Genomic DNA, 20811 nt, shown 5'->3' with positions numbered 1-20811 from the left:
ATTTATGATATCAACTCTTAAACTGCAACTCTCAGAGTTAATGTAATAGAAAAAATCTTTTCATAAGTTGATAAAAAATTTACAAGTTTTAATGATTTAATCAGTATTATTAAGTGTAATATGTATCAAGTTAGATGCGATCGCCAAGGCCTATAGTATTGTGTTTTACCCCTATGCTTTACCCTGTTATTTGGCAAAACAACGCTGTTTCCTTAATTGACCAAACCCGCTTACCTCACGAGTATAATATTGTCACCATTCACCGCAGTGAAGATATGGCACTGGCAATTAAAAGTATGATTGTCCGAGGTGCGCCTGCCATTGGTGTGGCTGCGGCTTATGGTATGTATCTGGGTGCGAGAGAAATTGAAGCCAAAAATCACCAAGAGTTTTTAGAAAAATTAGAAAAAGTAGCCCAGTTGTTGCGTTCTACCCGCCCGACAGCAGTCAATTTATTTTGGGCAATTGGTAGGATGATGAAAACTGCTTACGAAAGTTTGGGAACTCTGGAGGAAATTAAACACCATCTTTGGCAAACAGCCCAAGCCATCAATGCTGAAGATTTACAAACCTGTCAAGCCATTGGTGACCATGGTTTGGCAGCATTACCCACCACCCCACAGAAGCTAACAATTCTTACTCACTGCAATGCTGGTGCTTTAGCTACTGCTGGTTACGGTACAGCTTTGGGTGTGGTCCGTTCTGCTTGGAGAGAAGAACGTTTACAGCGTGTATTTGCTGACGAAACTCGCCCCCGCTTACAAGGGGCAAAACTCACAGCTTGGGAATGTGTTCAAGAAGGTATACCCGTCACAGTAGTTACTGACGGTATGGCGGCTCATTGCATGAAACAAGGTTTAATTGATGCCGTGGTTGTGGGTGCTGACCGCATTGCTGCTAATGGTGACACTGCTAATAAAATTGGTACTTATAGTGTGGCGATCGCAGCCCAAGCCCATCATATACCTTTTTTTGTGGCTGCTCCCTTGTCTACTGTTGATTTTACCTTAGCTGATGGTAGTAATATTCCTATTGAGGAGCGTGACTCAGTGGAAATATACCAAGTGGGACAGAGTATGATCACACCGTCGGGTGTTGATTTCTACAATCCTGCTTTTGATGTTACCCCGGCTGAGTTAATTACAGCCATAATCACGGAAAATGGGGCATTTCCTCCTGCTGATTTGGTGAAACTTAAGTTTTATTAAGTTTTAGCGGTGGGAGCAAGTAAAATAATTAACATAAAACAATTAACATTAGTAACATTTGCAGCTTTAAAAACACATGAACAGGTTAATTCCCACAATTGCCTTAATTGTTTCCTCAATTTTGATTACTAGTTGTGGTGGTTCTTCAAATGGTAACGTCAATCAAGCGACGGATAACAATGTAGTAAATACTACTAATCAATCTACTGAAGAAATTTCAACACCAACTACAGAAGAAACTACAGTTTCTCAGCCAAGTAGTGAAAGTAAACCCAACACAACCAATAACACTGTTGCAAATACTACGAACAAATCTACTGAAGAAATTTCAACACCAACTACAAAAAAAACTACAGTTTCTCAGCCAAGTAGTGCCAGTAAACCCAAAACAACCGAGGTAGTTAATAAAACAGCTAAGAATAAACCAGAAATTGTCACAGTTAAAGAATTAGTCCAAGGTGATATTATTTGTTACGCCACTGTGGTAGATGAACAAGGGCGAGAACATAATATAGGTGCTGACTTTGACATTTGTGCGGAAGCAAAAAAATATTTAAATCGCAAAGTCCGCGCCCGTTATGAAATGGCATCATTAAATGATTGCGAAAGTAACGAACCCTGCGGTAAAACTCGCCGAGAATTAATCATTTCGCAAATGGAAATTTTAGGGGCTAATTCACCAAGTAAAACTTCACCCAGTGATACACAAACCTTAAGTAATGGTAAATGGACGATTACCATTGGTAACAGAAATTCTTGGTCAGGGGTGAACAATACAGGAAATCTCACTTATAAAGGATGTGATGACAAGGGGAACTGTATTAAGTTAACTGGGGGTAAAGTTAGATGTCGTGATGGTGAATGTGTTACAGGTTGGGTGAATGGAAATTATAGATACATATTGTCAACACCTATCACTGAAGATGGAAATGCTGCTTCCACCCTCATTGTCCGGAAAGGAAATAAAGAAATCCTCAATGTAGTATTAGAGGATGTTGTGGCTAGATGAATTTTACCCCCTGGGATGGCTGCTAGGGGGGCGAGATTCTCTCACCAGTTGCGGTATCAAATACAAACAACTGATTTAAATCTAATTGTAAAGATAAGCTATCGCCGGGACGGGGACGAATATCAGCAGGTATTTGAATATTGAGCATTCCCCTGGAACCAGGTAAATTAGCACGAATCAAAGTTTCTCGACCCAAAGGTTCTACTATTTTCACGTCAACTACTAACAATGCTTGGTTGTCTGGGGGATTTGCTGGATCAATAATATAAATATGTTCGGGACGAATGCCCAAATCAAAGGTTTGTCCTGGGCGTAAGTCTACTTTTTCCCGCACCAGTGCAGGGACTGGTAATGGCTGCCCAGTTACATCAAAAACATTATCTTTGTAGATGGCAGGTAAGATATTCATGGGGGGATTACCTAAAAAAGTTGCCACCATTTGGTTTGCGGGAAGGGCATAAATACCTTGAGGATCACCAATTTGCTGAATCCTACCCCTGTCTAGCACCACAATTTTATCCGCCAGGGTCATGGCTTCAACTTGATCGTGGGTGACGTAAATTGTTGTAATGCCTAATTGCTGATGTAACTGTTTTAATTCTGCCCTTGTGTCATCTCGTAACTGAGCATCTAAATTAGACAATGGCTCATCAAGTAAAAATACTTGGGGTTCACGGGCGATCGCTCGTCCTAATGCTACCCTTTGTTGTTGCCCCCCAGAAAGTTGTTTTGGTTTGCGGTCTAGTAAGTGTTCGAGAACAAGCGATCGCGCCACATTCACCAATCGTTCTTGAATAATTTTCGGGTCAACTTTCCGCATTTTTAAGCCAAAGGCGATATTTTCCGCCACTGTCATGTGCGGATAAAGGGCGTAATTTTGGAAAACCATAGCTATATCACGCTGTCTGGCTGGGATACCATTCACCAGTTGATCACCGATAAACAAATTACCAGATGTAGCTGATTCCAAACCGGCGATGGTTCGTAAAATTGTGGACTTACCACAACCGGAAGGACCCACCAAAACCCAAAATTCTCCATCGGGAATTTCCAAGGTAATGTCGTCGATAGCAGTGACGTTGTTAAACTTACGCCTAATTTTTTCTAAATAAACTTTTGCCATGAGTCGATGTCAAATTTAGACTTAAAGGCCAATCAAATTATTTTGCTAATTCAGACTATGATTCAGCTTTTGCTAGTTTGAGACCAAGCTGGATGTGATAATAAAGCAGCTATGACCCGCACCCCCCGCAGTTGATTAGACAGAGGTAAATGACCTCTAGGGGCGGTCAAATCCCAGGTAAACTGATGGGGATACCGCGTCCAGTTGTTACCGCTTTTCCAGCCTATTTTAGTCCATAAGTTGTCCCAATTCTTGCCCACGCTTAACCAAATTTCCCGTTGTACCGAAAAGCCAAACTTGCCTTCTGAGTGGACTAGCCAGAGGTTGTTAATGGTTTGCAAGTCAACAATGGGGGCATTTTCTGCTTCGGTAAAATATAACCATTTTCTTTTCACAGCCAGGGGACCGGCTAATTCACATAGCTTTTGGATAGTCATGCGATCGGCTGCTTGGAAGTCCTGAATGGTAAGTAGCTGTTGCAAGGGAAGATAATCAATCCCTCCATCTGATTTTAGAGGTACAATTCCTTCAGGAAAGCAAGAAAGCAAAAATTCCTCTACCTGCGGTGCATCAGAATTATACAGGACTTGGTAAACTTTGCCATCGATCCAAGTCGCTGGGTGATCACGTCGTTGCTGTAAAAATTCCATCAACACATTTAATCCATCATTACCCAAGTTAGCTAACTGTGGGATAATCTGTTGTTGGACTTGAATAGACCCAGCGATTAACGATTGCCGGAGTGAGTCGATGTCATTAGCAGTGCCTGATAGAATCATTGGGTCTGTCATTCCATTACTTGTGTTAGTGTTCAGTGAAAAAGCGATGGGCTATTGATTGTTCTTCTTAGTGAAGCACTAATAGCGAAAAGTAGTTTACTATTTTTGATCGTACAAAATTGCCATACCTTCACTGAATCCCAGCTTAGAGTCCCAAATGCTGGACGCAAAACCAGGGGAAAATCTGCGCCTCGTCACTTGGTGAACAAAAGACATAGCAGCGTATCATTCAGGAGTGTTTGAAATATGTACGACAAGATTATCCCCCCCACCACCGGAACAAAAATCACTTTTGAAAATGGTGAGCCAATTGTGCCTGACAATCCAATTATCCCCTTTATTCGGGGCGATGGCACGGGCATTGATATTTGGCCAGCTGCCCAAAAAGTGCTAGATGCTGCGGTGGCTAAAGCATACAAGGGTGAGCGTCAAATTAGTTGGTTTAAGGTTTATGCTGGTGATGAAGCCTGTGATTTATACGGCACATACCAGTATTTACCCGATGACACTTTAACGGCAATTCAAGAATATGGTGTAGCAATTAAAGGTCCTTTGACTACTCCCGTGGGCGGGGGGATTCGTTCTTTAAATGTAGCACTACGGCAAATTTTTGACTTATACGCTTGTGTGCGTCCTTGCGGCTATTATCCAGGGACACCTTCACCCCACAAAAACCCGGAAAAACTGGATGTGATTGTCTATCGGGAAAATACCGAGGATATTTATTTGGGTATTGAGTGGAAACAGGGGAGCGAAATAGGCGATCGCTTGATTAAAATTCTTAATCAAGAATTAATCCCGGCTACCCCAGAACATGGTAAGAAGCAAATTCCCCTTGATGCGGGTATTGGTATCAAACCCATCAGCAAAACCGGTTCTCAGCGTTTAGTGCGTCGGGCAATTAAACACGCTTTGCTGCTACCTAAACCCAAACAACAAGTGACGTTGGTGCATAAGGGTAATATTATGAAATATACTGAGGGCGCTTTCCGTGATTGGGGTTATGAACTGGCCACCACTGAATTTAGGCAACAATGCGTTACAGAACGGGAATCTTGGATTTTAAGTAATCAAGCAAAAAATCCCCATCTTTCCCCGGAGGATAACGCCCGTCAAGTTGACCCTGGTTATGATTCCCTGACACCAGAGAAAAAAGCGCAAATTGTCCAGGAAGTGCAAACAGTTCTCCAGACAATTGGGGACAGCCACGGAAACGGTCAATGGCAAGATAAAGTTATGGTTAATGACCGCATTGCTGACAGTATTTTTCAACAAATCCAAACCAGACCCGATGAGTATTCCATTTTGGCTACTATGAACTTAAATGGGGATTACTTGTCTGATGCAGCTGCGGCTATTGTCGGCGGTTTAGGAATGGGTCCAGGAGCAAATATTGGGGATGCTTGCGCTATATTTGAAGCCACCCACGGTACGGCACCTAAACACGCTGGCTTAGATAGGATTAATCCCGGTTCTGTGATTTTGTCTGGTGTGATGATGCTGGAATACCTGGGTTGGCAAGAAGCCGCAGACCTAATTAAACAAGGTTTAGGACGGGCGATCGCTAACAGTGAAGTTACATACGATTTAGCCCGGTTGTTAGAACCAGCAGTGGAACCCTTAAAATGTTCTGAATTTGCCGAAGCAATTATTCAACATTTTAGTTAATCTTGGTGGCGGGAAAATCCCCGCCCTATTACCAAATGTCTCCCCCTGGTAACTGAGTTAAGGTTTTCACCACCATTGGAGGTAGTTCTTGGTTCGTGACACTAAGAGACTTCTAATAATTTATTTCTTGGAAGTCCCCAACTAAATTTTATTTTTTCAGAGACGGGCAACTGACTCTCAAGCTGTGCTAGGGTAAGGGCGGTAAACCAAGTTCTTTGAGAAACTGGTTATGCCTTTTTGTTGACGCATCAATTTTTTTTTCTACTTCCAGCAGAGTAGAATGCACCGCGTCTAGGTCAATTTCTTCTTCTGACATGGCGGTGCTGATATAGCGAGAAATATTTAGGTTGTAGCCATTGGATTCGATTTCTGTCATGGGTACAATCCGAGAATAACGCTCTTCTGATCGGCGGAATTGGTAAGTGTCAATAATTTTGCTGATATGTTCTGGTAGCAAACGATTTTGACGTTTGCCTTTCTCGAAATACTCGGCGGCGTTGATGAATAACACATCATCGGGCTTTTTACATTTCTTTAGTACCAAAATGCAGACTGGGATACCTGTAGAATAAAACAGGTTGGCAGGTAAGCCGATTACGGTGTCGATGTTGTCATCTTTGAGTAGCTTGGTGCGTATTTTTTCTTCTGCGCCTCCTCGGAACAGTACGCCGTGGGGCAGCACGATCGCCATTGTTCCTTCTGGTTTGAGGTAATGAAACCCGTGCAGCAAAAAGGCAAAGTCGGCGGCTGATTTGGGCGCTAATCCGTAATTCTTGAAGCGCACATCATTGCTCATTGCCTCGGTGGGTTCCCATCGGTAGCTAAAGGGTGGGTTGGCGACTACGGCATCAAAAGATGGTTTTTTGGCGGGGTTAGCTTCCTTTAGCATCTCCCATTGGTTGAGTAGGGTATCACCATGAAAAATCTCAAATTCGGAATCTTTGACTCCATGGAGAAGCATATTCATCCGCGCTAGGTTGTAGGTGGTGATGTTTTTTTCCTGTCCGTAGATTTTGCTGATGCCTTGGAGTCCAAGCTGGTGGCGCACGTTGAGCAGTAGTGAGCCAGAGCCACAAGCAAAGTCAAGTACGCTGTCCAGATGTTTCTTTTTGCCTGTGCTGGGGTCTTGGCTGTCGAGAGTGACGACCGCTGATAAAATGCTGGAAATTTGTTGAGGGGTATAAAATTCCCCTGCTTTTTTCCCTGAGCCTGATGCAAACTGTCCAATGAGGTATTCATAGGCATCGCCTAGTGTGTCGCTGTCGGTGGAAAAATTATTTAGTCCTTCAGCGATGGCGGTGATGATGGTGCAGAGTTTGGCATTTCGATCTGGAAGTGTTTTACCGAGCTTTTCTGAATTTAGGTTAATTTCTGAGAATAGACCTTGAAAGTTACTGTCAAAGGATTCGTTTTCAATGTATTTTAAGCCTTCTTGCAGGGTTTCAAGTAGTTTTTTGTTTTGGGTGCGTGCCATCTCCGCAATGTTTCCCCAAAGGTGTTGAGGTTTGATGACGTAATGCGCTTTACGGCGCATCTGTTTCTCAAATTCCTTTATATCATCTGGATTTTGGTCATACCAGAGTTGAAGAGGCGTGGTCTTGCTATTCTCGGTAAGTCCTAATATATTGTTATCAGGGTAGTCTGAGCCTAGTTCTTTTTGGGCGGCGGCTTCGTAGTTGTCGGATAGGTAGCGTAGGAATAGAAACGATAGCATATAATCGCGGAAGTCGTCGGCGTTCATGGCTCCGCGCAGTTGGTCAGCGATGCCCCAGAGGGTTGTGCCTAGTTGTTTGTGATTTTGTTCGGTCATGATGGTTCTGTGTTGAAGCGGTGCAATATCTTCTAACTTTTTCTTGGGCAGGGTTTCGCCTTCTGCGGGGAAAAGTTGCTGCATTAGCCCTTTTTTGTGTGTTTTGAGGGTGTCGAGTTTTTCGTTTTCGGCGGTGATGCGATCGTCCAGTGAACTGAGGCAATCGGCGATTTTTTGTTGTTCGGGAAGTTTTGGCAGCGTTATATCAAGTTTCCTTAACTGACTTGAATATAAATGAACTACAGTGTCACCTTGAGCTATTTTCGCTATTTCAAATTTCTTACAAGCATTTAGGTAATAGCTCATAAAAATGCCATTTTGATCGCAGCGAATCACATTTATATCACCGCCTAAAGCTACGCCGTCCAAAGTAAGACAGGATGCGGTTGCAATATCTAATTTTGTTTCACCCGATGAAGGAATAATTACATCATTTTTACAACCTAAAAAAAGCTCAGTTATAGACAGATTTGTTTTTGAAGCAATACTACTAATTATTTCTTTATAGTGTGTATAAAGTTCTCCATAGCGGACGCACGGAATTTTTCCATTACTATCAATGTCTGCTTTTGAAATCCCTTTACCCTTGTGAAAAGCTGCTATTTCACCTAACTTTTTCTCTTCCCACACTCCCGCATCCCGAAACTCAGGAAAGCGCAATTTTGGCAGGGTTTCGCCTTGTGCGGGGAAAAGTTGCTGCATTAGCCCTTTTTTGTGTGTCTTGAGGGTGTCGAGTTTTTCGTTTTCGGTGGTGATGCGATCGTCCAGTGAACTGAGGCAATCGGCGATTTTTTGTTGTTCGGGAAGTGATGGGAAATATAAACTAGTACCTAATATGATTTTGTTTGAACTATGCCTAACTGTAGAGCCTGTTGCAGTATTTTTTATTCTTTTTCTGTAAGAATTAGTTAGAAAGAAAAAAAGCAAGAAATTGATACTTGTCTCTTTTGTTGGAATTACTTTAACTATTCGTTGATTTAACAAAGATTCGCCATCTTCTTTTTTGATAAATATAGGCATACCTAACAACTCACATGAAGGTGTTAAATCTGTCAGCAACAGCAGTAAATCCCCTTCTTTACAAACATATCTAGAATCGCATTCTTCAGTTGTAAACTTTGTGTTTTCCTTGCTAAAATTTGCATTCCCATCTTTAGTAAAATTCTTTGGAGTCAATAGTTTTTTCCCGTTTTCAGAAAAATACTCGCTTTTGAATGCGTAGCCTGACAATAGCTCTAATATATTTTCAAGTTTGCTTTCCCTCCACACTCCCGCATCTCTAAACTCAGGAAAACGCAACTTAGGTATATTTTTTTGGCTGCTCATTTACTTTCCAACCCATCTTGATTCTTGTCTACAGTCTTCTCCGCCGAACTTAGACGGCGCTCTACTTTTTTCACATCTTCAGCAGGGGGCAGATTTTCCGGGGGGATTCCCCGATCCAATAGGGTTTGTCCCACGGCTTGATTATTAGTGACGTGTTCTTGGGATATTTCCAGTTCGCTGCTCATAGATTGGGTGCGAGCAAGGATTTACTCATGAAATTATCACTCATAGGCAGCCAACCCCGAAATTTTCCGACCTTGCGCCAATTTCTTCAGCCAAGGCGTTAAATCCTCCATCAAAGCCAACTCCTGGCGAATACGTGCTTTCCAACCCAAATCCAAGGGAGCCAGTAAATCGCTAAGTTGCTGACCATCGAAAATCATCCGCCGCAAAATGCCATCCACAAACCCTTGCAGAGCCGCAGCTTCTAGCCCATGCTTTTCAGCAATTGCAACTAATTCTTGAGCATTTTTCTCTGCTTTGAATTGTTCATAACCTTCACGGATTGCCTTTTCATTTAAACTCTTGCCTATGGGTAATGTATCAATGTAGGCGGTAATATCCTCATTCATAAACTTAGCATCAGACTGGATCAGCCCGATTAACTCTTGACGGGACATCTTCTGCTTACCCGATTCCTCCTGGGTATAGCGAGCAATTAGCGCCATGATGTAGTCATAATCAATTACTGTGGAAGCAAACAAGACAAATTCAAAATCCAGTTGTTCTACTTCTGGACTGGTGGTACTTTTGCCCTGTTGCACTTTTAGCCTTTGGGCGGTCTCTAGATATACCCCCCGAAAGGCTTGTAACTGCTCTTGGGGAATCACTTCTGCTATTGTCTCAGTATTTTCTGTGGTTAGGTCAGTGTATTGGTCAAGTTGGGTTTTTAGTCGTTGTATCTCCTTAAAGAGATTGACAAACTGACTCCGGGCTGCATCACCTTTAAGATTAGGCACTTCTTCGGGGGTATAGGCTAAACCTTGGGATTGCATAAACTCATCGAGGTTTTTAACCGCTACTTGGAGTTTGCCGATCGCTACAGGAGCAGGGTCAACCAGCCAGATTTCTTTGGATCGTTCCTTAGATTCACCAGAGAATAGCTCGATGGCTTGATCTACAGAGTCCTTTTGTTGCCGAAAATCGAGAATGTTGCCATAGGGTTTAGTGTCATTCAGGAGGCGATTAGTACGGGAAAAGGCCTGAATTAACCCGTGATATTTTAAATTTTTGTCTACATAGAGCGTATTTAAGTATTTAGAATCGAAGCCTGTTAACAACATATCCACTACAATCGTGATGTCAATTTTTTGAGCATGGGGCAAATCTTGATTAGGGTATTGCTGATCCTTAATGCGTTTCTGCACATCCTGATAGTACAGGTCAAAAGTATTGATGTCGTGATTTGTACCATAGCCTGCATTGTAATCAGCTATAATCCTTTTTAGTGCCGCTTTTTTTTCGTCTGGAGCAACTTGGTTATCCGCTTTTTCCTGGGGTAGGTCTTCTTGGATCTGTTGTACATCTTTGTTACCGTCGGCAGGAGGGGAAAACACACAGGCAATGTTCAAAGGCTGGAAGTTGCTATCTTCGGCCTGTTTTTCTGCCTGAATTTCTTTAAACAGGTGGTGATAGGCGATGGCATCATTAATACAGCTTGTGGCTAGAATTGCGTTGAACTTTCGCCCAGCAGTTGCAGCATCGTGTTTTGTCAAAATTGCTTCCACAATTGCCCTTTTAGCTATGGTTTCCCCTGGCTTGGGCAGATTTTTCCCTTCGGGCTTGTAATAGTCAATATGGAAGCGCAGCACATTGCAGTCTTCAATCGCGTCGGTAATCGTGTAGGAGTGCAGTTGATGTTGGAAAATATCTAAGGTGGTTTTATAGGAGGCTTGTTCACCTTCAATCTGCTGATAGGTGGCATTTTCTGGAAAGATGGGCGTACCTGTAAAGCCAAATAGTTGAGATTTTGGGAAAAATTCTTTTATTGCTCTGTGGTTTTCGCCAAATTGCGATCGATGACATTCATCAAAAATAAAAACAATACGTTTCTGGCGAAGTGGCTCTAGTCGTTGCTTATAGTTGCGATTTTTGCCATTTTTGCTTTTGTCATCCAGTGCTAAACTAAGTTTCTGAATAGTAGCAACAATCACCTTGTCAGCATAGTCATCAGATAACAGACGCTCCACTAGGGCTTCGGTGTTGGTATTTTCTTCGACGCACCCTTGTTGAAACCTGTTAAATTCTTCCCGTGTTTGCCGATCTAGATCCTTCCGATCAACCACAAACAGGCATTTCTCAATATCTGGATTATCTTTGAGCAGTGTTGATGCTTTAAAGGAAGTGAGGGTTTTGCCACTACCTGTAGTATGCCAAATGTAGCCATTGCCGCCATTCTGGTGAATACACTCTACAATAGACTTAACAGCATAAATCTGATAGGGACGCATCATCATTAGCTTTCGCTCACTAGCCACCAGCACCATATAGCGGCTAATCATCTCCCCTAGTGTACATTTAGCCAGAAACTTCTCAGCGAAGCTATCCAGATGGGTAATTTTTTTATTGTCTTCCCCAGCAAACTGATAGATAGGCAAAAAGCGCTCTTCAGCATCAAAACTGAAATGGTGGCTGTTATTGTTGGCAAAGTACCAAGTGTCGCTGCGGTTGCTGACAATGAACAGTTGTAGGAAGCACAGCAAGGTTTTGGTGTAGCCATTGCCTGGATCGTTTTTGTAATCAACGATCTGCTGTATGGCGCGGCGCGGACTAATGGTCAGAGTTTTTAGCTCGATTTGTACCACTGGTAAACCGTTGATCAGCAGCATGACATCATAGCGGTGATAGCTATTAGCAGTATTGATACGAAGTTGATTGATCACCTCAAAAGTGTTTTTACACCAATCTTTGATATTAACGAGGGTATAAAACAGAGGTGTACCATCGTCCCGCTCAAAGCTGTTGTGATCGCGTAGGTGTCGGGCGGCGGTAAAAACATCAGGGGTGATGATCTGATCCAATAGTCGGGTAAATTCCTTATCGGTCAGATGCACTCGGTTGAGGGTCTCAAACTTTTGGCGGAAGTTCTTTTCTAGTGTGGTGCGATCGCGGATGTCCTGGCGATAAATGTATTTAAGATTGCTAAGTTTTTCGATCAGAGCTTGTTCGATTATTTGTTCAGTCATTAACTTCCGTTTTCGGCAATGTTTTACAAAATGGGATAAATAAGCGGGAATCTTTTATCAGACTGAAACCCTATTTATATACTTACTATATACTTACTATATACTTACTCAATATACTTTTTTAATATATTGTAAACACAGGCGATAAAGTTGAATTTGTTACAAAAAATTTACATCATGATCAATTTTGTGCGAACCCTTGAAACCATTGATTACCCGTGTTGGCTATTCCAATGACTTTTTTACTCATCCCTTCTAACTCATCAACAATAGCCAGAGCATCTGCGTAACGTCCTTGTATAATACTGTTTCTGAGGTCTGTTAGTTCCTGGGTCATTTTCTTTAACCTCTACCCTCTTTGATTTCCTGTCCCTGCTTTCCAGTCTTCACCACCGGGTAACTGACCTAACTTTTCGGTGACAATTGCAGGTAATTCTTTGGCTGAATAAGTATAAGTCAGGGCTAAAAACTGTAAAGCATTGTCTATTAACTTATTTCTATCTATGATTTCACCCAGTTGAAATTGACTGTACTTACCATTCATCACTTCTAAACTAGCATCAGCGATCGCATCTTCCATAACTTCTTCTTGGATCAAATTCTCCCATTCATCTTGGTTGATGTAATAGGATTTTTTATGGGCTTTAATATTCAACTTTTTCACTTCTCGGATTGAATTACGGATAGAACTGACCCACGAAGCGGTTAATCGTTGTTCTATTTGATTTTTAATGAGATGAATCAGTAAAATGTTGACATAAGATTGGATATTACGCAGAATGGCTTGTTTACTCATCCCTTCTAACTCATCAACAATAGCCAGAGCATCTGCGTAACGTCCTTGTATAATACTGTTTCTGAGGTCTGTTAGTTCTTGGGTCATTTTCTTTTCTGAATCGACAAATTAGGATGATGTTGTGAAAACCATAACAGGATATGAGTAAGCTGTTGTGCTGCTAAATGCAATAATTCAGGAATATAAAAAGTTTTTTATCACATTTTTATTTATATCCTACTCACTACAACTATTATATTATATAGCAGTCAAGTACTGATTTATAATGGCTTTTGGGTGGGTACACCCGCAGCACGGGGAAATTTATCGGGGGTGTTGGTGATTTTTCGCAAATACAAACAGTGACGAATGCTGTTAGTTAAAGGAGTTGTAAATTGATCAATTAATTCAATTACTCCGCCTAATTGCTTAACTGCGTTTTGCAAAGATTTGGTTTCTTCTGCTGTCCAGTTACCACGATAAACGACGGCTAAACCACCTTGTTTGAGTAATGGTAAAGTGTATTCAGCGCAGACAGAGGGGTGACCAACGGCGCGAATTAAAGCTACATCGTAGGTTTGGCGGTGCTGGGGATGATGTCCTATTTCTTCTGCTCTAGCAATTACGGTTTTGGCGTTAGTTAAGGTAATTTTGGTTAAAAGTTGCTCTATAAAAGCAATTTTTTTTCTGGTGGAATCCACCAGAGTAATTGTACAATTAGGTAGGGCTATGGCTACGGGTACACCGGGAAAACCCGCACCGGTGCCAATATCAATTACAGAAGCAGTTCCTGAGAGGGAGGAAATAAATTGTTTTTGTGGTAATATGCCTCGCAGTGAATCCCAGAGATGTTTTTCCCAAAATTCTTGGGGGTCGGTGATACGAGTTAAATTTAACTGTTGATTACCTTGTAAAATCAATTCATACAAATGTTGGAATTGTTGCTGCTGTTGTTGGTTGGGCTGCCAATTGAGGGTTTGTTGCCATGAATTAGTCATTGATCAAAATAGAGGGAATAGGGAACAATCTAAAATCTAAAATCTAAAATCTAAAATCTAAAATCTAAAATCGTCAAAGAAACAACAGGTAACAGCCATTGGCAATAATAATGTTGTAGTGCGAGCAAGATGCTCGCTACTCTTAAGAAAATGGTCTATCAAAACATAGTGGGAGCTTGATAACCCCTAGGCTTCCTAAACGTTGCATAGCAACGTGAGGAGGTGTCAAGATTCATTACTCATTAGTGATGGCTGTTGCGGCTTTGGCTTTTAGTGTGGCTGGGTCTATTGATTGTAGTGTACCGTGGTTGAGTGTCCAACATTGGTCTGCGATCGCCAGCATATCCCCGGCATCATGAGTTACTATCAACAAAGTCCAATCTTGTTTGAGTTTCGCCAATAAATTTACCAGTTGCTGACGCATTGACCAATCTAACCCTGCTGTGGGTTCATCTAATAACAATACATTAGGTTGACGAATTAATTGTACCGCCAAGGCCAAACGTCGCTGCTGACCACCACTCAAGGCGTGGGGTGCAGCGGACAAGGGTAAATGCTCTAAGCCCACTTCTGTTAATGCTTTGCTAACACGCTCTGACCCTAGCTCAGGATGTCCTAAACGCAATTCTTCTAAAATCGTCCCTCCGCAAAAGTGCCTTTCTGGAAACTGAAATACTAACCCTGCTAATTGTTGTAACTGTTCGGGGATAAGTTCTTGGTTTCGCCAAAACACTGAACCAGAAGTTGGTTCTGCTAGTCCGGATAAAATTTCTAGTAGAGTACTTTTACCAGAACCACTCGGCCCAATAATCATACCCAGCTGCTGGGGCGCTAATTCTAGATTAATTGATTTGAGAATCGCTGAGGGGCAGGCTGTGGGATGATATGTGAGATTTCTAAGATATAGCATTGGTGAGGATCACTAAAAATTGAGCCGATTACTATAAGATTAACCACAAAATCACATGAGGGAACTTGGCAAACCCAACCCAGTCAAGCTGTGTACAGTACTTGGACTAATTTGTAAAGGGTGACTATGGATAAACGGTTGTTTGGTGGAAAATTTACAGGATTGACTCAGATTAGTTTAACAGTTACAGTTGCTATGGCACTCAACTTGTGGGTTAGTCCCACTTTTGCGGGTGATCCTTTCCGCACTACAGAACCTCGGAATATTGGCGAGAATACGGAAGCAGCTTTTCAGGCGGTTTTTCAACAAGGTGATTATCTAGCGGCGGAAAATTACTTACAAAAAGCCATGTCATCCGAACCAGATGAACCTTTAGCTTACGCCATGAAGGCATCTTTGGCTTACGCCAATAAAGACTGGGCTACACTTAATACTTGTAGCCAAAAAACTCTCGAAGCCGGACAAAAACTACTTGCTACAGATGAACTACGTGGTAATATATACACTGCTGTGGGTCATTTTTTGACGGGAGCAACTATTCTCGTCCGTGAAGGTACTTTTAAAGGTGCGCCTCAAGCATTAAATCGTCTCCGCCAAGTGTATCAATATTTGGATCGAGCAGAGGCCATCGCCCCCCAAGATCCAGAGTTAAACTTGCTCAAAGGCTACATGGATTTAATGTTAGCAGTTAATTTACCGTTTGCTGATCCTGATGATGCCATTGCTAGGTTAAAAACCAATGCTGCGCCCCAATACTTAGCAGATAGAGGTATAGCCCTTGCCTATCGGGACTTAAAACAGTATAGTCAGGCTTTGGTATATGTGAATAGTGCATTAAAAATCACATCTGAACACCCAGAGTTATATTATCTCAAAGCTCAAATTTTGAGAGAACAGGGACAAGAAGCCAAAAGTCCCTCCATCATGCAAGCAGCCCTGGATAATTTCGACAAAGCCTTAAGTAAAAAGTCCCAACTTCCCGCCAGTTTGGTGAGACAAATACAACGGGAGCGCAACAACACTGTGAATTTTAGATTTTAGATTTTGGATTCTAGATTTTGGATTCTAGATTTTAGATTTTGGATTTTGGATTGTTACCTCTATTTTCACTCATGACTAATGACCCGCCTTATGCTAATTCTTATAATGAGTAATTGAGATATTCTGGGCAATGCACATTCAGTTCCGTGAAGTTGACACTTTTGACCTGTGGATTTGGCTTAAGTTTAGTACAATTCCTTCTGGACAAGAAAGGCAATATGTAGAAGAGGTTTTTAATTCTTGGTTTTATCTGGGTAAGTTGGGCGCATTTAATGCCGAAAATCTCCAAGTCCAAGAAACCGGACTGGATATTAGTTATATGAATTATGACTCCCATGGGTATGATAAGAGTTTCATGGCACTGATGCACAATATGGGTGAGTTTGAGTATGAGGGACAGTGGGCGCGTTGTTGGTTTGACATGGGAACTGCTGATGCGATCGCTCTTGATATTTTAATTAATGCTCTCCAACAGTTAAATGAGGAATTTGTCACCATTGATGAATTATACATTGGTGGGGAAAATGAAGATTGGCCTGTGGAGGATGCTGATCCAGAAAATTAATCCCCAATCCCCTGTGTTTCAACCAGGGGAGATGTCAACAACCACTAAACAACCACTAAGTAGAGACGTTCCATGGAGCGTCTCTACCAGGGTACTTTGGAAACACTACCAAGGACGGTAAACCCGATAATTGATGCGTGGGAAGATATTATCCATTAATTCCACTTTTTCCAGCCAACCGCTATCAACTTTACCTAATTTCACTTCTTCATAAAGCTTATTAAACCGCATGAGGTGCGATCGCGTTCTTCTCACCGCATAGGGAACCATGGTTCCTGTCCGCATAATAAAGGCCCAGTCGGAAGATTGTGCTAGTAAAAGTTCCCGCGCTGCTTGGTTGAGTGCTTTTTCCTGCAATTCATCCTCAGCTTCCATGCGGGATATTTCAATCATCCGTTCGGTGGCTTTATGTAAATGTGGGTAAATCCAAGCATTGGTTTCATTCAACCAATACTCATGGAAACCTTTATAACCCCAACTAGACTGAGAAGGGCGACAAACTTGCTGACTGGGTTCTGACCGCAAATAATCAGCCAAATGAGTCATTTGATAAGTTCCTTGGTCATACCATGACTTACGGAACAAATAATCAATAAACCATGGGCCTTCATACCACCAGTGACCAAACAACTCCGCATCATAAGGGGAAACAATAATAGGCGGACGACCCATAATACCGTGTAAGTGTTCGCTTTGACGTTCACGGTTATACATAAAATTACCAGCGTGTTCTGCGGCCTTTTCCTTAGCCCAATAAGGATCATAAAGGGCTTTGTCCGAGAGACCTAAACCACGTCCAGTGATTTTGTGATACTTAATGCCCGTGTTTTTGCGCTGTCCATTGGGCATAATATAGGGCTTAATGTACTCATATTCAGCCTCCCAGCCCAAATCTTTGTAAAATTCCCGATATTCTGCCGCACCGGGATAGCCCACTTCCGAAGACCATACTTGTTGGGAAGACTCATGGTCTCGACCAAAAGCAGCCACACCAGTTTCTGTAAAAATCGGCGCATAAGTACCAAAACGGGGACGAGGACGGGCGTATAAAATCCCATGTCCATCGGTGAGGAAATAGCGTAAACCAGCATCAGCCAGCATCCGCTCAACACCTTCATAATAAGCGCATTCCGGCAGCCAAATTCCCCTGGGTGCTTGTCCAAAAGTTTGCTGATAATGTTCGCAAGCCACCTGAATCTGCGCCCACACAGCTTGGGGGTACATTTTCATTAGTGGTAGATAGCCGTGGGTAGCACCACAGGTGATAATTTCTAAATTATTACTGTCTTGGAACTGCTTAAATGCTGTCACCAAGTCACCGTTGTACTTTTCCCATACTTGACGCGCTTCGTTAAATTCAGTGGCGTAATGTTCCGCTAAATAACGAATATGCCCATGATTAGCATTATGCTCGACTTCCAGTTCTGTGAGTTCTTCTAATTTAGCTAAGTGCGCGTCATAGCGTTCTTGTAGCAGGGGGTCACGAAGCATAGACACCAGAGGGGGTGTCATACTCATAGTGATTTTGAAGTCGATACCATCTCGCTTTAAGCCCTCAAATACCTTCAATAAGGGAATATATGTTTCCGTGATGGCTTCATAAAGCCATTCTTCTTCCAACACATAGTCACTTTCTGGGTGACGAACAAAGGGCAGATGTGCATGAAGTACAAGGGCGACGTAGCCTATAGCCATAGTTATTTAGGGGTAATACTTGTGAATTGAGGAACGAGGGTTTGGCGAAATTAACAATATTTTAAGACTTTATGGGGTTGATGACAGTAGTTTTCTGTTTCAATTTAGCTAATAAGTTTGCTGCTCTATTGATTATGAAGTTTTGTTAAGCTACTGGAAACGATATTATAGCCCTTGTAGGGGAGATGTTAATCCCGGTTTTAATCTTCTGAGTCTTGATATAAATGTTCTAACTCTTGTAACTGGGTTTTGCGGGAGACACGACGATATTTTTTACTTTCTAACTTTGGTTCATACTGCTGCTTACCCTGTCCTTTGCTTTTCATTTTCAGGGTTGACTCTGGGTCGGCTTGTTGATGCAGCTGAAGTTGACGGGCGATCGCTTCATGCAGAAATTGTAAATAATGTTCATACCTTTCCCAGTCTCCCCGCACCACACAATCAGGCTCATCTCGATGCAGACAGTCACTAAATCGACAACTGGACTTAGCTAACCGCTCTCTAGCCTCTGGAAAGTAATATATTAACTCTTCTGGAGTACAATCTAAATCAGGTTGATTAAATCCGGGAGTATCTGCCAGCAAACCACCCCCAGGCAATTTAAATAATTCTGTGTGCCGGGTGGTATGACGGCCACGGGCTAACTTACCGGAAACTTCCCCCACTCGCAGGTTAACTGTGGGAATTAGCACATTAATCAAGCTAGATTTTCCCACACCAGAAGGTCCGGCAATCACTGTAATTTTATCACTCAGATACTTAAGTAATCCGTCAATATTAGTGCCATTGTACACGCTAACAAATACCGGATCATAGCCCCAACCCCTCAAGCGCTGGGCAATTTCTTCTTCTTCCTCTGGTGAAATCAAATCACACTTATTTAAGCATAACAGCACATCTACATAACTAGATTCAGCCTTGACTAAAAACCGACTTAATTGATAAGGTTCCAAAGGCGGGTCTGTAACAGCAAAAGCCAGTAAAATTTGGTCAACATTAGCGATCGCTGGGCGGTCTAATTCACTTTCCCGGGGGAGGACATGAGAAATTGCCCCCCTACCACCGGACCAGTCAGGCTCAGAAACCACCACCCTATCCCCCACCATCACCTGTTGCCCGATTTTTTTTAACCGCGTCCTGCGGGTGCAAAGCATGATGGGTGCGGTAGCTTGGGGGTGGGAATCTGTTTTTTCAGTTTCCACCTTGGTAGTTTTGTTTTCTATATGCAGTTGTACGCGATAGAAATTTGCCTGCACGGCCAACACCGTACCGAGTAACTGTCCATCAGTAGACATAGTTTCAACGGTTGTCATGAGGCAGTAGTGGGACGGCGCACCAACAAAGAAAAATAGTCCATGCGATCCGTAATTTGCTCAACCTGATAACCTGCCATTGTCAAGCTATCAGGCACTTGCTCAATAGGTTCTCCCGAATCTAGCCATACTTCCAGTAAACTTCCGGGGGGCATTTTTTCTAAACATAATTTTGTCCGTACAAAATTAATGGGGCAAGGAGTACCCCGCAGGTCAAGTTGAGCATCGGGAGTTGATAGGTGAGAAGAGTTCATGACTTAAATAAACTTCCCAGAAATCCTTCTAGACCACCTTTACCAGTACGGTCTCCCTTAATTTTAGCCAGTTTTTCCAGCAATTCCCTTTCATCGGGAGTGACTTTAGTAGGAATATCAATTAATACAGTCAGCAAATGATCTCCCCGACTGACGGGATTTCCCAAGCGAGGGACACCCCGATTTTCTAATTTCATGACAGTATTGGGCTGAGTTCCAGCCGGAATAATCAATTCCACAGGACCGTCCACCGTTTCCACTTGCAAACGACAACCTAGAATTGCTTGCAGATAGCTAACTTTAATTTCCGAAAGAACGTTAATTCCATCCCGTTGGAAATGTTCATCTTGATCAACAAACAAATAGACATACAAATCCCCAGCCGGACCGCCGCGTTGACCGGCATCACCTTCAGTGGAAATTCGCAACCTTGTACCATTATCCACCCCTGCGGGAATGGTAATTTTTAATTTTTTGGGTACTTGATTTGTTCCCTTACCATTACAAGCATCACATTTATCTTCAATCACCGTTCCCGTACCGTTACAGGTGGGACAAGTGGAAACTTGAGTAAAGCTGCCAAAAGGCGTTCTAGTTACCCGACGTACTTGACCCGAACCGCTACAAGTTGAACAAGTGCGGGGGCGAGTACCGGGTTTAGCACCGGAACCACCACAAGTATCACACACCTCTAAATGGGAAATGCGAATTTCCTTTTCGCCGCCAAATACAGCTTCGCGAAAATCTAACTTTAGGTCTAGCCTTAAATCATCCCCGCGTACCGGTCCGCTGCGCCGTCGTTGGGCTTGAGTACCCACACCACCACCAGAGAACCCACTGAAAATACTTTCAAAGATATCGGCAAAGCCGCCCATATCGCCCATGTCTTGGAAGCCAGCGCCGGCAGTACCTGACACACCAGCCTCGCCAAAACGGTTGTAACGTTCTCGAATCTCTGGCTCAGAAAGCACTTCATAGGCGCGGTTAATTTCCTTAAATCGTTCTTCCGCCCCCGGTTCTTTGTTCACATCTGGGTGATACTTCCGGGCTAAACGGCGATAAGCTTGTTTAATTTCTTCCTTGTCGGCGTCACGAGAGACACCCAGAATTTCATAATAGTCGCGGGCCATATAGCAAAGGTAAAAGTTAGAA

18 protein-coding genes are annotated in these 20811 nt (G+C 42.6%); 5 read left to right on the top strand and 13 right to left on the bottom strand.

Features of this window, described 5'->3' with window-relative positions:
- Nucleotides 1-173: 173 nt before the first annotated feature.
- Together mtnA and NWP17_RS01335 are read left to right on the top strand one after the other, a co-directional pair.
- Nucleotides 174-1208 (top strand): S-methyl-5-thioribose-1-phosphate isomerase, encoded by a 1035-nt coding sequence (mtnA, locus tag NWP17_RS01340; RefSeq protein WP_280653117.1) that lies wholly within the window; start codon nucleotides 174-176, stop codon nucleotides 1206-1208.
- A gap of 76 nt (nucleotides 1209-1284) precedes the next feature.
- The gene (locus tag NWP17_RS01335; protein ID WP_280653116.1) at nucleotides 1285-2217 is read left to right on the top strand and encodes a hypothetical protein; all 933 of its coding nucleotides are present in this window, start codon (nucleotides 1285-1287) and stop codon (nucleotides 2215-2217) included.
- Between the two features lie 22 nt (nucleotides 2218-2239).
- Here NWP17_RS01335 and NWP17_RS01330 read toward each other — a convergent pair whose 3' ends face one another.
- Both NWP17_RS01330 and NWP17_RS01325 read right to left on the bottom strand, forming a co-directional pair.
- Nucleotides 2240-3340, bottom strand: a complete 1101-nt coding sequence (locus NWP17_RS01330; RefSeq protein WP_280653115.1) for an ABC transporter ATP-binding protein — start codon at nucleotides 3338-3340, stop codon at nucleotides 2240-2242.
- 62 nt (nucleotides 3341-3402) lie between these two features.
- Nucleotides 3403-4131: a GUN4 domain-containing protein gene (locus tag NWP17_RS01325; RefSeq protein WP_280653114.1), complete on the bottom strand. Its 729-nt coding sequence runs from the start codon at nucleotides 4129-4131 to the stop codon at nucleotides 3403-3405.
- A gap of 234 nt (nucleotides 4132-4365) precedes the next feature.
- On the opposite strand from NWP17_RS01325, the gene NWP17_RS01320 reads away from it, so the two are divergent.
- Nucleotides 4366-5787 carry an NADP-dependent isocitrate dehydrogenase gene (locus NWP17_RS01320; RefSeq protein ID WP_280653113.1) on the top strand — a complete coding sequence of 474 codons (1422 nt, stop codon included), beginning with the start codon at nucleotides 4366-4368 and terminating at the stop codon, nucleotides 5785-5787.
- Between the two features lie 187 nt (nucleotides 5788-5974).
- On the opposite strand, the gene NWP17_RS01315 is transcribed toward NWP17_RS01320, so the two are convergent.
- The 7 genes from NWP17_RS01315 to NWP17_RS01285 all read right to left on the bottom strand — a co-directional run bounded on the left by NWP17_RS01315 (nucleotide 5975) and on the right by NWP17_RS01285 (nucleotide 14791).
- Nucleotides 5975-8923: a type I restriction-modification system subunit M gene (locus NWP17_RS01315; RefSeq protein ID WP_280653112.1), complete on the bottom strand. Its 2949-nt coding sequence runs from the start codon at nucleotides 8921-8923 to the stop codon at nucleotides 5975-5977.
- Nucleotides 8920-9108, bottom strand: a complete 189-nt coding sequence (locus NWP17_RS01310; RefSeq protein WP_280653111.1) for a hypothetical protein — start codon at nucleotides 9106-9108, stop codon at nucleotides 8920-8922. Before NWP17_RS01310 ends, NWP17_RS01315 begins: the two co-directional genes overlap by 4 nt.
- Before the next feature lie 36 nt (nucleotides 9109-9144).
- A complete protein-coding gene (locus tag NWP17_RS01305) occupies nucleotides 9145-12108 on the bottom strand; it encodes a type I restriction endonuclease subunit R (RefSeq protein ID WP_280653110.1) in 2964 nt (987 codons plus the stop codon).
- Nucleotides 12109-12289: 181 nt separating this feature from the next.
- Nucleotides 12290-12445, bottom strand: a complete 156-nt coding sequence (locus NWP17_RS01300; protein WP_280653185.1) for a hypothetical protein — start codon at nucleotides 12443-12445, stop codon at nucleotides 12290-12292.
- 12 nt (nucleotides 12446-12457) lie between these two features.
- The gene (locus NWP17_RS01295) at nucleotides 12458-12991 is read right to left on the bottom strand and encodes a DUF29 family protein (protein WP_280653109.1); all 534 of its coding nucleotides are present in this window, start codon (nucleotides 12989-12991) and stop codon (nucleotides 12458-12460) included.
- A 173-nt stretch (nucleotides 12992-13164) separates the two neighbouring features.
- Nucleotides 13165-13881 carry a 16S rRNA (guanine(527)-N(7))-methyltransferase RsmG gene (rsmG, locus tag NWP17_RS01290; protein WP_280653108.1) on the bottom strand — a complete coding sequence of 239 codons (717 nt, stop codon included), beginning with the start codon at nucleotides 13879-13881 and terminating at the stop codon, nucleotides 13165-13167.
- 235 nt (nucleotides 13882-14116) lie between these two features.
- A complete protein-coding gene (locus NWP17_RS01285) occupies nucleotides 14117-14791 on the bottom strand; it encodes an ABC transporter ATP-binding protein (protein ID WP_280653107.1) in 675 nt (224 codons plus the stop codon).
- 126 nt (nucleotides 14792-14917) lie between these two features.
- Between NWP17_RS01285 and NWP17_RS01280 the strand changes: the two genes are divergently transcribed.
- Entirely contained in the window at nucleotides 14918-15832 is a 915-nt protein-coding gene (locus NWP17_RS01280) for a Sll0314/Alr1548 family TPR repeat-containing protein (RefSeq protein WP_280653106.1), read from the top strand.
- 130 nt (nucleotides 15833-15962) lie between these two features.
- Nucleotides 15963-16397: a DUF3531 family protein gene (locus tag NWP17_RS01275; protein ID WP_280653105.1), complete on the top strand. Its 435-nt coding sequence runs from the start codon at nucleotides 15963-15965 to the stop codon at nucleotides 16395-16397.
- 105 nt (nucleotides 16398-16502) lie between these two features.
- On the opposite strand, the gene NWP17_RS01270 is transcribed toward NWP17_RS01275, so the two are convergent.
- From NWP17_RS01270 to dnaJ, 4 genes are all read right to left on the bottom strand, one after another.
- On the bottom strand, nucleotides 16503-18092 hold the full coding sequence (locus tag NWP17_RS01270; protein ID WP_280653104.1) for a glycoside hydrolase family 57 protein: 1590 nt from the start codon (nucleotides 18090-18092) through the stop codon (nucleotides 16503-16505).
- Between the two features lie 200 nt (nucleotides 18093-18292).
- Nucleotides 18293-19405 carry a small ribosomal subunit biogenesis GTPase RsgA gene (rsgA, locus tag NWP17_RS01265; RefSeq protein WP_280653103.1) on the bottom strand — a complete coding sequence of 371 codons (1113 nt, stop codon included), beginning with the start codon at nucleotides 19403-19405 and terminating at the stop codon, nucleotides 18293-18295.
- Nucleotides 19402-19659: a sulfurtransferase TusA family protein gene (locus NWP17_RS01260; protein WP_280653102.1), complete on the bottom strand. Its 258-nt coding sequence runs from the start codon at nucleotides 19657-19659 to the stop codon at nucleotides 19402-19404. Before NWP17_RS01260 ends, rsgA begins: the two co-directional genes overlap by 4 nt.
- Complete coding sequence (gene dnaJ / locus NWP17_RS01255) at nucleotides 19656-20789, bottom strand: molecular chaperone DnaJ (RefSeq protein WP_280653101.1); 1134 nt, start codon at nucleotides 20787-20789, stop codon at nucleotides 19656-19658. Before dnaJ ends, NWP17_RS01260 begins: the two co-directional genes overlap by 4 nt.
- Between the last annotated feature and the right edge of the window lie 22 nt (nucleotides 20790-20811).

This window comes from Chrysosporum bergii ANA360D (assembly GCF_029891735.1).
Classification (GTDB): domain Bacteria; phylum Cyanobacteriota; class Cyanobacteriia; order Cyanobacteriales; family Nostocaceae; genus Umezakia; species Umezakia bergii.
Note: the sequence above shows the minus strand (reverse complement) of the source record. Positions and strands in the feature narration are given on the sequence as shown.

What these genes read in the sequence shown, in the direction of transcription:
- NWP17_RS01275 (WP_280653105.1), top strand. Translation starts at nt 15,963, where the DNA reads ATGCACATTCAGTTCCGTGAAGTTGACACTTTTGACCTGTGGATTTGG.
- NWP17_RS01270 (WP_280653104.1), bottom strand. Translation starts at nt 18,092, where the DNA reads ATGGCTATAGGCTACGTCGCCCTTGTACTTCATGCACATCTGCCCTTT.
- NWP17_RS01305 (WP_280653110.1), bottom strand. Translation starts at nt 12,108, where the DNA reads ATGACTGAACAAATAATCGAACAAGCTCTGATCGAAAAACTTAGCAAT.
- NWP17_RS01335 (WP_280653116.1), top strand. Translation starts at nt 1,285, where the DNA reads ATGAACAGGTTAATTCCCACAATTGCCTTAATTGTTTCCTCAATTTTG.
- rsgA (WP_280653103.1), bottom strand. Translation starts at nt 19,405, where the DNA reads ATGACAACCGTTGAAACTATGTCTACTGATGGACAGTTACTCGGTACG.
- NWP17_RS01300 (WP_280653185.1), bottom strand. Translation starts at nt 12,445, where the DNA reads ATGACCCAGGAACTAACAGACCTCAGAAACAGTATTATACAAGGACGT.
- NWP17_RS01320 (WP_280653113.1), top strand. Translation starts at nt 4,366, where the DNA reads ATGTACGACAAGATTATCCCCCCCACCACCGGAACAAAAATCACTTTT.
- mtnA (WP_280653117.1), top strand. Translation starts at nt 174, where the DNA reads ATGCTTTACCCTGTTATTTGGCAAAACAACGCTGTTTCCTTAATTGAC.
- dnaJ (WP_280653101.1), bottom strand. Translation starts at nt 20,789, where the DNA reads ATGGCCCGCGACTATTATGAAATTCTGGGTGTCTCTCGTGACGCCGAC.
- NWP17_RS01260 (WP_280653102.1), bottom strand. Translation starts at nt 19,659, where the DNA reads ATGAACTCTTCTCACCTATCAACTCCCGATGCTCAACTTGACCTGCGG.
- NWP17_RS01280 (WP_280653106.1), top strand. Translation starts at nt 14,918, where the DNA reads ATGGATAAACGGTTGTTTGGTGGAAAATTTACAGGATTGACTCAGATT.
- NWP17_RS01325 (WP_280653114.1), bottom strand. Translation starts at nt 4,131, where the DNA reads ATGACAGACCCAATGATTCTATCAGGCACTGCTAATGACATCGACTCA.
- NWP17_RS01310 (WP_280653111.1), bottom strand. Translation starts at nt 9,108, where the DNA reads ATGAGCAGCGAACTGGAAATATCCCAAGAACACGTCACTAATAATCAA.
- NWP17_RS01315 (WP_280653112.1), bottom strand. Translation starts at nt 8,923, where the DNA reads ATGAGCAGCCAAAAAAATATACCTAAGTTGCGTTTTCCTGAGTTTAGA.
- NWP17_RS01295 (WP_280653109.1), bottom strand. Translation starts at nt 12,991, where the DNA reads ATGACCCAAGAACTAACAGACCTCAGAAACAGTATTATACAAGGACGT.
- rsmG (WP_280653108.1), bottom strand. Translation starts at nt 13,881, where the DNA reads ATGACTAATTCATGGCAACAAACCCTCAATTGGCAGCCCAACCAACAA.
- NWP17_RS01330 (WP_280653115.1), bottom strand. Translation starts at nt 3,340, where the DNA reads ATGGCAAAAGTTTATTTAGAAAAAATTAGGCGTAAGTTTAACAACGTC.
- NWP17_RS01285 (WP_280653107.1), bottom strand. Translation starts at nt 14,791, where the DNA reads ATGCTATATCTTAGAAATCTCACATATCATCCCACAGCCTGCCCCTCA.